This window comes from Methylobacter tundripaludum SV96 (genome assembly GCF_000190755.2).
GTDB classification, from domain to species: domain Bacteria; phylum Pseudomonadota; class Gammaproteobacteria; order Methylococcales; family Methylomonadaceae; genus Methylobacter_A; species Methylobacter_A tundripaludum.
The window spans coordinates 1,121,805-1,135,560 of the sequence record NZ_JH109152.1 but is presented as its reverse complement, the minus strand read 5'-3'; the positions used below and the strand labels follow the sequence as shown (position 1 = coordinate 1,135,560).

The window sequence follows — 13,756 nt, the reverse complement described above, 5'->3', positions numbered from 1 at the left end:
TAAATAAGTTTTGTGATCGGTGGTTGTAGCGGAACGACGGCATGAATGCCGCAGATAGAGCGCCGAAAAACAGGCGCTTTACGACTGCATGGACTATTGCCGAGGCGAAGTTCCGGTTCCTACCTAATATATCAAATGCAGGAGGTAGAGTAATGCCGGAGCAGTGTAGCGAAAGGCCGGTATTGCAATTGAACGATCACATTATTCATCAAGTTTTTCAAGGGTTAGTTCATGAGTTGGTTTAGTCAGAAACAGAGCGCGGTTCTTGGTATTGATATCAGTACAGCGGCTATAAAGTTACTCGAATTGAGCAAGGTCGGCGCTCGTTATCGGGTCGAGAGTTATGCCGTAGCACCCTTGCCGCAAGACGCCGTTATTGATAAAAATATAGCCAACATTGAAGTGATAGCTGATGCCATAAAAATCGCTTTAAAGCAATCCGGGTCAAAGTTAAAGCAAGCATCTGTCGCTGTTGCCGGATCTTCAGTGATGACCAAGGTTATACCGATGCCTGCTTCATTAACTGACGATGAAATGGAAGAGCAAATCATGGTTGAAGCCGACCAATACGTGCCTTATTCGCTCGATGAGGTTAATTTCGATTTTGAAGTACAGGGCGAAAATGAAAACAACCCTGAAATGGTCAACGTCCTGCTCGCGGCATCGAGAAAAGAAATTATTGAGGATCGCGTGGAGGTGCTGGCAAAGGCGGGCTTAAAGGCCAAAATTGTCGATGTCGAAGCCTTTGCGATGGAAAATGCATTTAGCTTGTTGATTGACCAATTGCCGGATGCCGTAGAAGGCCAAACGGTTGCCATCGTGGATATCGGGGCAACCATGACTGCCTTAAATGTTTTATATAATTGCCGTACCGTATATACAAGAGAGCAGGGCTTTGGCGGCAAGCAGTTGACCGAAGAGATTCAGCGCCGCTACGGATTAACTTATGAAGAGGCCGGCTTGGCAAAAAAGCTGGGCGGATTGCCGGACAATTATACCGTTGATGTGCTTGAGCCGTTTAAACGGGCAATGGTTCAGCAAATTCAGCGGTCGATACAGTTTTTTGTTTCATCAAGCGCGAATAGACGTATCGATAGTCTTATTCTGGCGGGTGGTTGCGCATCAATACCCGGCATCGATAAATTGGTTCAACAAGCTATAGGGGTGCCTACCGTTATAGCGAACCCTTTTATCAATATGGCCTTATCCAATAAAGTAAAACCTCAGTCATTGAGCAATGATGCTTCGGCAATGATGATTGCATGCGGTTTGGCATTGAGGAGCTTTGACTAATGGCAAAAATCAATTTACTCCCTTGGCGTGAAGAACTGCGTGCGCAGAAAAAGCAGGATTTTATCAATGCTATCGGCGTGGCCGTTTTGGTTACAGCGATTATTTTTGTCGGGGTTCATCTGTATGTTGAGGGACTTAAAGCGTATCAGGAACAAAGAAACAAAATAATACAGGACGAAATAGCGTTATTGGATATAAAAATTGCCAAAATAAAGACTATTGAGGAACAAAAAAGCAAGTTGTTGACCAAAATAGAATTGATTCAGAAGCTACAGGAAAGTCGTCCGGAGATTGTGCATTTGTTTGATGAGCTTCCCAGAGTTACACCGGATGGGGTTTTTTTGACGAAATTTACTCAGCTGGGTGCAGAACTGCATTTTGAGGGCAAGTCACAATCAAATGCACGCATTTCCGCCTTTATGAGAGCTATTGAAGCCTCGGCTTGGCTGAAAGTACCGGCGCTTGATGTGATTCATACAGCAAGCAAAGCGACTTCTGAGCAGTTAAGCGATTTCACTATGCATGCAAAGCAGGGCAATAAAGATGCGCAAGCTGCGCCAGGAGGGGGCAAATGAATCTGTCGGAAATTAACTGGGATCCTAATGCGGCCGGGACTTGGCCATTACCCATTAAAGCGGCAACAATTTCAATTATATGTGCCCTGGTTTTCGGTGCAGGTGTTTACTATGACACGCTTGACCAGTTAGCGGCGCTCGATGCTTCTGAGAAAAAAGAGCTGGAATTAAAACAGTCATTTGAGACGAAGCAAAAAAAATCAATCAATCTTCCGGATTATGAGCAGCAATTGGCGCAAATTGAAACGGAACTGGAGGATATGATTCGTCAAATGCCTACGCAAGAAGAGCTTGCAAGCCTGTTGATCGATATTTCTCAGACAGGGTTGGCCAGCGGTTTGGAATTCAGGTTGTTTAAGCCCGGCGCTCCGGTTCGTAAAGATTTCTATTCAGAGCTGCCAATCAGTATTGAGGTCATTGGGAAATATGAGGAGCTGGGTTTGTTTGTGAGTGGTTTAGCTTCGTTGCCTCGAATTGTTACCGTACACGATGTAAACATAATTCCCGAAGGTAAGGAAGGGGAAATGAGGATGAATGCAACGGTAAAGACCTATAACGAAGGTACGGATGGAACTGCGACTACAGTTGTCAAAAAGAAAAGAGGGCAAAAGTAATGGAATACAATAAATCGCTGTCATCCAGCTGTATACGGACAGACTTGCAAAGTTGTGCCAGCTCCCCCTCTGTTGCGACACTTCCATCATCCTTGGCGGTCGGTCGCATCGGTTTCCTACCGGTTGCGACACTCCCGTCATCCCTGGCGGTCGTATGTTGCGTGGTTGTTATGGCTTTGTTGGCAGGTTGTAGCAATGATGATTTTTCAGATTTAACTCGCTATCTCTCAGAAGTTAAGGCTAGGCCTAAAGAACCTATTAAACCGTTGCCTGAAATCAAGGTGATTGAGCCTTTTATGTTTAAACCGGACGGTTTGCGTGATCCCTTTAAGCCGCTGGAGCAACCGGAACAGGCTCAGGGTATAGATGTTTCAGCGGGTAGCGGTATAAAGCCGGATACCTCCCGGCGTAAAGAAGAGCTGGAAGCATTTCCCTTGGATGGCCTAAGAATGGTGGGTACTATAGATATGAAGTCGAGTTTGTGGGGATTGGTAAAAGCGAGCGACGGCACAATTTATCGGGTCAAGGTTGGGAACTATGTGGGGAAAAATTATGGAAAAGTTATACGGATAGTCAGCGATAAAATTGAATTGATGGAAATAGTCCCTGATAAGCCGGGAACATGGCGTGAACAACCCGCTTCAATAGTATTGACAGAGTGATTTTGAGGATAAAAAATGAATTATAAACAAGGCGGCATTATGGTGAATACCCACAGGGCACAAGATAAAACGTGGCGACCATTATGTGCGCACATTGGGATAGCTTTATTCTTATTTATCTTCCAAATTGCATCTGTTAAAGCCGGCGAGCTGGCGTTATCAGGCATAGACTTCGCGACACAGTCAGGCGACAAGCTGCAAATTGAAATGGAAATGACGGGTCCTGCCATTACCCCCCAGATATTTAAAACTGACAATCCTGCACGTATCGCCCTGGACTTTCCCGGTGTAAAAAGCGCGCTGGCAAAAAAAATGTATCCGATAAATCAGGGGGCGGCGAGCAGCGTTTATGTGGTCGAGGCAGCCGGCAGGGTTCGGGTTGTTGTTAACCTGATTGAGGCAACGCCGTTTGAAACCAAGGTAGTCGGCAATAAAGTGCAGCTGACCTTGACTCGTGCAAAGGCTGTGATGCCTGCAAAGCCTGCTATTGCAAAGCCTGCAATGCCCGCAACACCTGTTCCAACAAAGACGACTAATTCGGTGGTTGCAGCGTTAATACCCGCGCAAGATATTAGCGGCTTTGATTTTAAGCGTGGAGATAAAGGCGAAGGACGCATACTGGTTTCACTGGCTAATCCCAATACCATTGTTAATTCCAAGGAACAAGGCGGGAAAGTTATCATCAGTTTTTTAAACACCCGATTGCCTGAAAGCCTGGCTAAACGGCTGGATGTTTCCGAGTTTGCAACGCCTGTTAAGTTTATTGATACGGTCTCGTCTGATCAGCAGACCACAATTACCGTGGCCATGCAAAATGAACTTTACGATTATTCCGTGTTTCAAGCGGACGGGTTGTTGACTGTGGAGTTTCGTCCTTTAAGCAATGAAGAGAAAGATGCGCTGGACAGATCGCGTACCAAATATACTGGCGACAGGTTGTCTTTAAATTTTCAGGAGATTGAAATACGTAGCGTTATTGCCATTCTGGCCGAGTTTACCGGACAGAATGTAGTTGCCGGTGATGATGTGACGGGCACGATTACTTTAAAACTGGATGATGTGCCTTGGGATGAAGCCTTAGACTTTATCATGATGACCAAGGATTTGGGCAAGTATGAGACCGGTAATGTTACGTTGATTTCACCCTTGGATAAAATCAAGGACTATAAGAAGAAACAACAGGAAACGGAGAAAGTCGTTGAACAATTAGATCCACTGGTGACCGAGTATATTAAAATCAATTATGCCAAGGCCGAGAACTTTAGAAATCTGTTGAATGGGCAAGATACCGGCGCTTTCGGTAGTTGCGGGGTAACCGGTACAACTGGAACCGCTTCATCCGGTGGCTCATCTGCCAGTACCGCTTCCGCCGGCGGTTCTTCGGGTGCGGGGCCGGCAAGCCAAGGTCAGGGGACTGGAGCCAGCGGTACAGAGGGCGGTAATGACAAGTTTGGCTTGCTTTCTCCTCGTGGATCGGCCGTTGTCGATGCCAGAACCAATACCTTGATTGTTCGAGAAACGACAAAACGTTTGGACGAGGTAAAGAAACTGATACGTAAGCTTGATGTCCCTGTGCGGCAGGTAATGATTGAGGCGCGGGTGGTTATTGCGGATGATAGTTTTACTGAAAATTTAGGTGTCAAGTTTGGTGCAGCAAAAGCGGCTAGTCTTGGAAGTGGCAAAAGTTTTGCTGTGGGTGGGTCAGGAACCAAAGGTAACGGTAACCTTCAGCCTGATGCAAATGGGAATATCGGTACGCTGAATGATACGCTGGTTGATTTGGGTGTGGCAGGACTGACAGCGACTCCTCCAGGCGCTTTGGGTATGACGCTTGCCCGAGGAGCCGATTATGTGTTGAATCTTGAGCTTCAGGCATTACAAATTGAAGGAAAAGGCGAAATAGTATCCAACCCAAGAGTAATGACCATGGATCGCTGCACTGCAGTTATGATGCAAGGTGTGCAGATTCCGGTTACGACGCCTGGGACGGCAAATACACCGCCAACAACTACTTATATCGATGCGGTTCTTAAATTAAATGCAACGCCGCAGATTACCCCCAGCGGATCGGTTATCATGAACCTGTTGATTACGAAGGACAATGCGAACACTACCAGTAATCCGGTATCGGGTAATCCCGGGATCGATAAAAGAGAGATTAAAACCTCGGTGCTTGTTGAAGATGGAGAGACGGTTGTTTTAGGCGGGGTTTATGAGGGCGCTGAATCGTATGGCAAGAATAAAATCCCATTTTTCGCCGATTTACCGGGTATTGGGTTTTTATTTACAAATTCAACAACCAACAAAACGAAGAAAGAATTGTTGATTTTTGTCACCCCAAAAATAATGAAAGATAATGTAGCCAGCGATTGATTGCTTCTACTTGAAGCAAAAAGGGGGCATAATGCCCCCTTTTTTAATGGTTTAACCCGCAAATAAGGCAGGTCATGACGCGATCAGAGAATATATATTTAGTTGGCCTCATGGGTGCAGGAAAAACTACGATAGGACGGCAGTTAGCCAGGGCGCTTAAGTTGCCTTTTTATGACAGTGACAAAGCGATTGAGGAAAGAACCGGCGTAGATATTCCGACCATATTCGAATTCGAGGGGGAAGAAGGATTCAGGGATAGGGAGCAGAAAATGATTCAGCAATTGACGCAAATGGAAGGTATCGTACTGGCCACCGGTGGTGGTGCGATTTTGCGCGAAGAAAATCGTAGGCTATTGAAAGAAAATGGCTTTATAGTTTATCTGCAATGTTCGGTAGAAAGGATTCTGGAGCGGACGCGCAGAGATACTCAACGCCCCTTGCTGAAAACAGATAACCCCAGAGATCGGATAGAAAGTTTATTCGCGCAACGTGAGCCGCTGTATTTGTCTTGCGCCGACTTTAAAATTGACACGGGCGTCATGCAAAGCAAAGAAGTCGTTAGCCACATTTTAGAAGAATACAACTCAGTTAATCGTTAATAAACAAAATCTCGGCACGCCGCTACGCTGCTCCTGCAGTGCTCTACCTCTTGCGTCCATGCGGTCGTATGTAGGTCGGGTTAGCGTAGCGTAACCCGACACATCGAAGCGGCAAATGTCAGGTTACACTATCTAACCCGATCTACAAGCATTAATAAATATGAAAAAATTACTGGTTGAATTAGGTGACCGTAGTTACCCGATCTATATAGGCTCTGATTTACTGAGCCAGTCTGAACTGTTCATAAAGCATATAAAGTCCAAGCAGGTTGTTGTGGTTACCAATGAAACCATTGCCCCCCTCTATCTGAATGCAGTTTTAAAGAATTTGCAGGGCTATACTGTCGAAACAGTGATACTGCCCGATGGCGAACAATTCAAGACTTTAGATTTTGTAACTCAAATTTTTGATAAACTGCTGGCCAGCAAGTTTAGCCGCAATGCCACCTTGATTGCTTTAGGCGGCGGTGTTATTGGCGACATGGGCGGCTTTGCGGCGGCCTGTTATCAACGAGGCATCCCGTTCCTGCAAATACCCACCACATTGCTGGCGCAGGTTGATTCTTCGGTGGGAGGCAAAACCGGCGTTAATCATCCGCTGGGCAAAAACATGATCGGCGCTTTTTATCAGCCGCAATGTGTTATCGCCGATGCCGATGTTTTGGATACGCTGGATGACCGTCAATTAGCCGCAGGTCTGGCCGAAGTGATTAAGTACGGCCTGATCAGGGACGCTGAATTCTTTGAATGGCTGGAAAACAACATTGGTGCGTTACTGGCCAGAGATAAGCAGGCATTGGCTTATGCCATTGAACAGTCGTGCATTAATAAAGCAGAAATTGTCGGCGAAGATGAAACCGAAACCGGCGTCAGGGCGACGTTAAATTTAGGTCACACTTTTGGGCATGCGATAGAAACCGGCGCCGGTTACGGTAAATATCTTCATGGCGAGGCGGTAGCCATCGGCACCTGTCAGGCCGCCGATCTTTCCAGAAGAAAAGGCTGGCTGAACGATGAAGATGTCGCAAGAATTATTGCACTATTTAAAAAAGCAAAGCTGCCCATCGTTCCGCCGGAACAAATTGATTCAGACCGGTTTTTGGAGTTAATGGCGGTAGACAAAAAGAATGTAGACGGTCAAATAAGACTGATCCTTTTACAAAAAATCGGCATGGCAACATTGCCCGTAGACGTAGACCAAGACCTATTGGAGATGACACTTAAAACCTATGGTAGAAGATGATACTTTTACTTATCATGTGAAACAGCAGCCGACCGATCAGGTAAATAAGGCCGCTCAATCCTTGATAACGAAGGAACGAACACAGAAGCTTGATTTATTAATTCACCTGCTTTCAAACCTGACACAAGCCCTTGTTGTCTGCGGTCCGGAAGGCATCGGTAAAACGACGTTGCTTAAGATTTTGCAGGAGCGCAAGACTGAATCATGGCGGTATTGCCTTATACAGGGTAATGCCGACGTAAGTTTTGAGGCGATTCAGGGGCAGCTGTTTAAGGCTCAGTCAAGCAAATCTGTTCACTATGCAGGTCAATATAAACAAGTCGTATTGGTTATTGATAATGCGGGCGAATTAGTTCCCGGCCTGATCGCGGCAATCATTCAATATGCAGCGGCAAATCCCGTTTTAAGAGTGATTTTCGCTTTAACGCATGATGAGTTGCAGGTGAAACGAGGCTCGGATCGAGCGATTGATGATTGCCATATCGTTGAAATCCCTCCCTTATCAGAAAAACAGTGCGGCGATTTTTTACAGCATTTGTCAACAAAACCTTACGCAAACTTGTCGCTTAAAGCAATCGGCGACAACATGATAGCGCATATCTACCGGGAGACGCATGGCGTTCCGGGCAGGATTATCGCCGAAATATCCGGATTGTCCACCGGCGTTAAGCCAGGCGGAAAATTGAAATGGATACTTGTCCTTGCTGTTGCGGCGGCAATTGTTATAGCGTTAGGCGTTCAGTGGTTAATATCATCAAAAAATAATGATAAAAAAGTAACAGCACCTGTTGCTGTCGAACAGAAAGCGGACAATATCGAAGTTGCTCCTCCACGGCCGGAGTCTCAGATAATGCTCGCGCTGCCGCCCGTTCAGCCGGTTATCCCGCAGCAATCAGTACCGGGACATGAAGCGAAAGACGCGTTAGAGTCTTCAGTCGAAGGCAATGTAAGCAAGGACTATCAACAGGCTGTTACTCCCACGGTAAAACCTGAGGCAGCAAGTACGGCTGTTGATAAGCAGCTAACAACTGAAACCAGCCCTGTAGCGCCTAAACCGTCTACTTTGAGTGCTCTGCCTCCTGATTCGACCTCCCGGGATGGAGGAAGTGCCGGAGCAGTCGCGGCCATGCCGTCGTCAGCGCATCCTGTACCGCTTGGGGCCGAGCAAGAAAAACCCAAGCAAGCGGAGCTAAGTAAAGCGTCTAATAACGCCGAATCGCCCGTCGCTCAGAATTCGGAAATTAAAGCCCAATCAGAGCCGGTAAAGGCCGTTGAAGTGGACCAGAAGCCGGATAAGAAGCAACCTGATGTCGCGCCGCAGAAAATGGCTGAGCGACTTTGGGCATCGCGAGAAAAATTAAAACAAGCGGAATTGAAGAAAACGGTTAATAGTGCGGAGCCGTTTACGCCCAATAGTCTGGAAACAACCCAGATACCGCCAAAGCCGGTAGACGTTGTGGCAGTTCCTGAACAGCGAGTCATGGAAACTCCCGCACCTCAGCAAGTGGAACCTGGTCGCATCGATTCCCTACCGATTGCGACACTTCCGGCATCCCCGGCAGTCGGTCGCACTGGTTCCCTACCCGTTGCGACACTTCCGCCATCCCTGGCAGTCGAAGCGCCATCGGCACCGTCAGCAAATAATTTTACGTTGCAGCTTATGGTGTTATCAAAGCAATCGTCTGCGGACGACATGTTCAAAAAATACCCGGCGTTGGCACCGGATATTAGAGTGATTAGAACGATAGCCAAAGGCAAAGAAAAATTTATTTTAGAGTACGGCTCATATTCCGATACCGAATCAGCCAATAAAGCCAAGCAGTCCTTGCCCTTTGAGTTCCACAGAGCGTTGGTAAGAAAAATAGCTCAATAGAACATAAGTAGCAGCAACCGATTGATCGCTCATACGATAAAACATCCTAATTTTAAACCCGACGAATTAAATCCATGACCGCATTAAAAAACGATACCTTTATTAGAGCGCTGTTAAAACAACCTGTGGACTACACACCGATTTGGATGATGCGCCAAGCGGGGCGTTATCTGCCGGAATACCGGAAAGTCAGGGAGCAGGCCGGCAGTTTTTTGGATCTGTGTACCAATCCTGAGCTGGCCTGTGAAGTCACCTTACAGCCGTTACGACGCTTTGATTTTGATGCGGCCATTCTGTTTTCGGATATATTGACCATTCCCGATGCCATGGGTTTGGGGCTTTATTTTACCGAAGGCGAGGGGCCTAAGTTTAGCAACCCGGTCAGGACGGCGGCGGACGTGAATAAGCTGCCGATTCCCGACCCGGAAACGGATTTACGTTACGTGGTTGATGCGGTTCGACTGATAAGAAAAAACCTGCAAGGCAGCGTGCCGTTAATCGGATTTTCCGGCAGTCCCTGGACGTTGGCGACGTATATGGTTGAGGGCGGCAGCAGCAAGAGCTTTCAAAAAGTTAAAAGCATGATGTACGAGCAGCCCAAGTTGATGCATGTCATGCTGGATAAACTGGCGCAATCGGTCGCGGCTTACTTGAATGCCCAAATCGAAGCGGGCGCTCAGGCGGTTATGTTGTTCGATACCTGGGGCGGCATGCTAACGACCGAAGATTATGTCGAATTTTCCTTATACTACGCCAAGCAAGTCAGAGCATTGCTTAAAACAACTGTAGACGGGCAGCAGATCCCCACTATCCTGTTCACCAAAGGCGGTGGGCTTTGGCTGGAAGCCATGGCCGATTCCGGCTATGATGCGCTGGGGCTGGATTGGCAGACCGATATGCAACAGGCTCGCGCCAGAGTCGGTCATCAGGTCGCACTGCAGGGCAATATGGACCCGGTTGCGCTGTATGCCAGTCCTGAAGTCATCACCGAAAAAGTAAAAACCATTTTACATAAATACGGCTCGGGTTCAGGGCATGTGTTCAACCTGGGACACGGCATTTTGCCGGATATGAATCCCGATCATGTTAAAGCGATGGTTGACGCCGTGCATGAGCACAGCCGGGTTTATCATCAGGCCTAAGCAATTAATCTAATCAATAAAGAGGTTACGACGATGAGAATATCGAAAACTTTTTTGGCAATCAGTTTGCTGGTTGCCAATATGGCCGTCAGTGCCGAGAGCAAGCCTATTGATATCGTGGTTCATAGGAGTCCGACTTGTACCTGTTGCGGCAAGTGGCTGGAGCATTTGAAAGAAAATAATTTCAATGTAGAAGATATCGTCACCAATGACGTGCAGTCCATAAAGGATAAATACGGCGTTACCCGGGAAATGGCGTCCTGCCATACCGCCATCGTCGACGGTTATGTTGTTGAAGGTCATGTGCCCGCAAATGACATAAAAACATTGTTGAAAGCCAAACCTAAAGTTGTCGGAATCGCCGTCCCCGGCATGGTTAACGGCAGTCCGGGCATGGAAATGGGCGAAACAAAAGATCCGTATAAAGTGATGAGTTTCGATCGTGAAAATCATGCCAAAGTGTTTAACAGCTACGAAGGCACTCAATGATTCATGCCGGGCTGTCCATGGCCGCCCCCCTTCCGGCGCTTCGCGTACAAATCCGCTCCAGGCGGATTTGTCTGGCCGGTGACGTAGGAGGTACAAAAACCATCCTGGCACTGTTTGAGATCGAAGGCGATGATGTAAAGTGCCTAAAAAAAGAGCAATTTTCCAGTACCAACTATCAAACGTTTACCGAGTTATTAGCAGCATTTTTGGCTGACACAGATTGCTCGCAGATAGCGGCTGTTTGCATCGGAGTGGCCGGCGTTATTGCCGACGGCCGTTGCGAAACAACCAATTTACCGTGGGTGCTCAGCAGTAAAGAAATTGGCGAGCGGGTCAATACTCAGAATGTCTGGTTGTTGAATGACCTGGAAGCTACCGCATGGGGCTTGTTGGACTTGCCGGAGCATAATTTCGTCGAGCTGAATCCCGATGAACAACGGCAGCAAGGCAACATTGCCGTAATTGCCGCCGGAACCGGCTTGGGCGAAGCAATAATCGCATGGGATGGTGCTAAATATCACATTATTGCCAGTGAAGGCGGGCACGCCGATTTTTCGCCGACTAATGAGCGGGAAATAGCATTGCTCAGGCACTTACTGGAAAAATACCCTGAGCACATCAGCTGTGAACGCCTCATCTCCGGTGAAGGCTTGGTTAATATTTATCAATTTCTCAAACATATCAACTGCGCACAAACCAACCCGGAAACCGAGCAGCAAATGACCGAGCGAGATCCGGCCGCAGTCATAGGCGAGGCAGGCGTTGCCGGAAGCGATGCGTTGTGTGTTGAAGCGTTAAGCTTGTTTTGCAGGTTATATGGCGCGGAATCGGGAAACCTGGCGCTAAAGTGCCTGCCTTATGGCGGTGTTTATCTGGCCGGAGGCATAGGTGCAAAAATCTTGCCCGTGCTGCAACAGGGCGAGTTTATGCAGGGCTTTTTGGCAAAGGGACGTTGTCGGGCCGTCTTGCAGAAAATATCGGTTAAAGTATGCACCAATCCTGAGGTTGCTTTGCTGGGCGCGTTAAGTTACGCCAAAAAAACGGCTAAGTTAGAACTATGAAAATTGGCGGTCCTAAAGAAATAAAAGATCAGGATAACTGTCAGTCGATAGCTCAGTTTTAAATAGTCTTACAGGGGTACTCTAAGGTACGATAGACGCTAATGCCGATGTAGCTCAGTTGGTAGAGCAACTGATTCGTAATCAGTAGGTCGCGAGTTCGATTCTCGCCATTGGCTCCATATAATCAAAGCCTTGCGAAGCTTCAATGTTTATCTTTTATTGAGGTGTCCATAAAGTGTCCAGTTGCAAATATTGTTTTGCTCCTCTTGAGCGTATTGCTATAGGTCGAGCACCTGTTTATTGTTCTAATGCTTGTAAGCAAGCGAGTTATCGCCTAATTTAAATGTGAATTAAGAGCTAAATAGAAGCCAGATCACCGGTTGGGCTAGAATATTGGGAAAGACACGACTCCCCCCAATCCTCTAAGTAAGCGATGAACTGGCAAGAACAATTAATAACAATTTACCTGTATGTATGCAAGCGCTATCAGGATAACCTTTGGGTTTATAGTCAGCGAATGTCGAATTACGCAGACTTGAGTTTTACAGATGAAGAAGTCATAGCGATCTATCTATTCGGTGTCATTGATAAAAATAGAGAGCTAAAAAAGATCTATGGTTATGCCGATCGCCATTTGCGGCATTGGTTTCCAAGGCTACCCAGTTACACAGCCTTTGTTCAGCGACTGAATAAGGTAGCTGATGTTTTCGCGCCGTTGCTGGAAATCATTCAGCAAGAGCAAGAAGAAAAAAATCAAGGGCAAGTCTGGTTGATGGATTCTTTCCCTGTGGCGCTAGCCAAGCAAGGTCACCGGTTTAAAGCACGCGTTGCAAGGGAGTTAGCGGATGCGGGCTATTGTTCAACCAAGAAACTGTACTATTACGGTGTTCGGGTTCATATCGTCGGGCGTCGTCAAGCGGGCACGTTGCCGAATCCTGAATACATTGGTGTAACCGGAGCAAGTTGCCATGATGGAACAGTATTTGATCAGATTAGGCCTGAATTAACTCACAATGAGCTCTATGGCGATAAAGCCTATCACCGATCAGATGCAAAAGAAGTGAAAGAAACTCAAAACCTGACGGTATTAACGCCGGTAAAAAAACAAAAAGGCCAAAGGTATTTAGAGCCCCAGGATCAATGGTTATCGACTGCCGTTTCTCGTATCAGGCAGCCGATTGAAACTTTATTCGGCTGGATTGAACAACAAACAGGCATTGAATGCGCGGGTAAGGTTCGATCATACAGCGGTCTGATGGTGCATGTATTCGGCAAGTTGGCCGCCGCCATGTTTTTTTGGAATTATTTACGCGTTAGCTCTTAATTCACATTAAAGTGGGATCTCATTTTGTGGCAGAACGTAATCGTCTTCAGTTACGTAGGGAATCGTTACGAATTGCCGGCGGTGCTGATTTTTTTAACCAGGTTAAACCGTTATGAAATGTCGGCATTGATTAATGATTAAGATTTGAATCAATCGGATTGAATTTAATTGCTTCTTCGAGGTGTTCGGGTGCTAAGTGAGCATAGCGCATTGTCATTAATAAGCTGCCATGTCCTAGAATTTTTTGGAGTACCAAAATATTCCCTCCGTTTTGAATAAAGTGGCTCGCAAATGTATGGCGTAGAACGTGGCTCATTTGTCCGGGTGGTAGGGTAAAGGATAGATTTTTGATTCGGCGCTTAAGTGTTGAGTAGGCATATTTAAAAACTTTGCCTTCTCTGATCGGTAATGACCTAAAAAAGTCTAAAGAAATGGGAACCGTCCTGTTTTTTCCGTTCTTGGTGGCTCGGTATGTGATTGAGTTAGGCTTTATGTCCGTATCAAGTAA

General features: G+C 46.7%; 13 protein-coding genes and 1 tRNA gene. 13 read left to right on the top strand and 1 reads right to left on the bottom strand.

The features are described from left to right. Positions 1–231 precede the first annotated feature (231 nt). The 13 genes from METTU_RS05165 (at position 232) to METTU_RS05105 (ending at position 13,248) form a co-directional block, all read left to right on the top strand. Entirely contained in the window at positions 232–1,293 is a 1,062-nt protein-coding gene (locus METTU_RS05165; protein ID WP_006890254.1) for a pilus assembly protein PilM, read from the top strand. Further along, complete coding sequence (locus METTU_RS05160; protein ID WP_006890253.1) at positions 1,293–1,868, top strand: PilN domain-containing protein; 576 nt, start codon at positions 1,293–1,295, stop codon at positions 1,866–1,868. The genes METTU_RS05165 and METTU_RS05160 overlap by 1 nt, the downstream gene beginning before the upstream one ends. Next, complete coding sequence (locus METTU_RS05155) at positions 1,865–2,482, top strand: type IV pilus inner membrane component PilO (RefSeq protein ID WP_006890252.1); 618 nt, start codon at positions 1,865–1,867, stop codon at positions 2,480–2,482. The genes METTU_RS05160 and METTU_RS05155 overlap by 4 nt, the downstream gene beginning before the upstream one ends. A 170-nt stretch (positions 2,483–2,652) precedes the next feature. After that, a complete protein-coding gene (locus METTU_RS05150; protein ID WP_150107741.1) occupies positions 2,653–3,144 on the top strand; it encodes a pilus assembly protein PilP in 492 nt (163 codons plus the stop codon). 15 nt (positions 3,145–3,159) lie between these two features. After that, positions 3,160–5,517, top strand: a complete 2,358-nt coding sequence (locus tag METTU_RS05145; RefSeq protein ID WP_006890250.1) for a type IV pilus secretin PilQ — start codon at positions 3,160–3,162, stop codon at positions 5,515–5,517. 74 nt (positions 5,518–5,591) lie between these two features. Further along, entirely contained in the window at positions 5,592–6,116 is a 525-nt protein-coding gene (gene aroK / locus METTU_RS05140) for a shikimate kinase AroK (RefSeq protein WP_006890249.1), read from the top strand. Between the two features lie 160 nt (positions 6,117–6,276). Further along, positions 6,277–7,359: a 3-dehydroquinate synthase gene (aroB, locus tag METTU_RS05135; protein WP_006890248.1), complete on the top strand. Its 1,083-nt coding sequence runs from the start codon at positions 6,277–6,279 to the stop codon at positions 7,357–7,359. Further along, positions 7,346–9,232, top strand: a complete 1,887-nt coding sequence (locus METTU_RS23575; protein ID WP_006890247.1) for an SPOR domain-containing protein — start codon at positions 7,346–7,348, stop codon at positions 9,230–9,232. The genes aroB and METTU_RS23575 overlap by 14 nt, the downstream gene beginning before the upstream one ends. 74 nt (positions 9,233–9,306) lie before the next feature. Further along, the gene (gene hemE, locus METTU_RS05125) at positions 9,307–10,374 is read left to right on the top strand and encodes a uroporphyrinogen decarboxylase (protein ID WP_006890246.1); all 1,068 of its coding nucleotides are present in this window, start codon (positions 9,307–9,309) and stop codon (positions 10,372–10,374) included. A gap of 33 nt (positions 10,375–10,407) precedes the next feature. Beyond that, on the top strand, positions 10,408–10,863 hold the full coding sequence (locus METTU_RS05120; RefSeq protein WP_006890245.1) for a DUF411 domain-containing protein: 456 nt from the start codon (positions 10,408–10,410) through the stop codon (positions 10,861–10,863). Further along, entirely contained in the window at positions 10,860–11,924 is a 1,065-nt protein-coding gene (glk, locus tag METTU_RS05115; RefSeq protein WP_006890244.1) for a glucokinase, read from the top strand. Before METTU_RS05120 ends, glk begins: the two co-directional genes overlap by 4 nt. Positions 11,925–12,027: 103 nt before the next feature. Continuing rightward, positions 12,028–12,103 (top strand) — tRNA-Thr (locus METTU_RS05110). A 254-nt stretch (positions 12,104–12,357) separates the two neighbouring features. Then, positions 12,358–13,248: an IS982 family transposase gene (locus METTU_RS05105; RefSeq protein ID WP_006890243.1), complete on the top strand. Its 891-nt coding sequence runs from the start codon at positions 12,358–12,360 to the stop codon at positions 13,246–13,248. A 130-nt stretch (positions 13,249–13,378) separates the two neighbouring features. Here METTU_RS05105 and METTU_RS24920 read toward each other — a convergent pair whose 3' ends face one another. After that, entirely contained in the window at positions 13,379–13,564 is a 186-nt protein-coding gene (locus tag METTU_RS24920) for a tyrosine-type recombinase/integrase (protein WP_150107738.1), read from the bottom strand. Positions 13,565–13,756 lie beyond the last annotated feature (192 nt).

Coding starts and splice junctions, on each gene's coding strand:
- METTU_RS05150 (WP_150107741.1), top strand. CDS start 2,653: ATGGCTTTGTTGGCAGGTTGTAGCAATGATGATTTTTCAGATTTAACT.
- aroK (WP_006890249.1), top strand. CDS start 5,592: ATGACGCGATCAGAGAATATATATTTAGTTGGCCTCATGGGTGCAGGA.
- METTU_RS05105 (WP_006890243.1), top strand. CDS start 12,358: ATGAACTGGCAAGAACAATTAATAACAATTTACCTGTATGTATGCAAG.
- METTU_RS05165 (WP_006890254.1), top strand. CDS start 232: ATGAGTTGGTTTAGTCAGAAACAGAGCGCGGTTCTTGGTATTGATATC.
- METTU_RS05160 (WP_006890253.1), top strand. CDS start 1,293: ATGGCAAAAATCAATTTACTCCCTTGGCGTGAAGAACTGCGTGCGCAG.
- aroB (WP_006890248.1), top strand. CDS start 6,277: ATGAAAAAATTACTGGTTGAATTAGGTGACCGTAGTTACCCGATCTAT.
- METTU_RS24920 (WP_150107738.1), bottom strand. CDS start 13,564: ATGAGCCACGTTCTACGCCATACATTTGCGAGCCACTTTATTCAAAAC.
- glk (WP_006890244.1), top strand. CDS start 10,860: ATGATTCATGCCGGGCTGTCCATGGCCGCCCCCCTTCCGGCGCTTCGC.
- METTU_RS05155 (WP_006890252.1), top strand. CDS start 1,865: ATGAATCTGTCGGAAATTAACTGGGATCCTAATGCGGCCGGGACTTGG.
- METTU_RS05120 (WP_006890245.1), top strand. CDS start 10,408: ATGAGAATATCGAAAACTTTTTTGGCAATCAGTTTGCTGGTTGCCAAT.
- hemE (WP_006890246.1), top strand. CDS start 9,307: ATGACCGCATTAAAAAACGATACCTTTATTAGAGCGCTGTTAAAACAA.
- METTU_RS23575 (WP_006890247.1), top strand. CDS start 7,346: ATGGTAGAAGATGATACTTTTACTTATCATGTGAAACAGCAGCCGACC.
- METTU_RS05145 (WP_006890250.1), top strand. CDS start 3,160: ATGAATTATAAACAAGGCGGCATTATGGTGAATACCCACAGGGCACAA.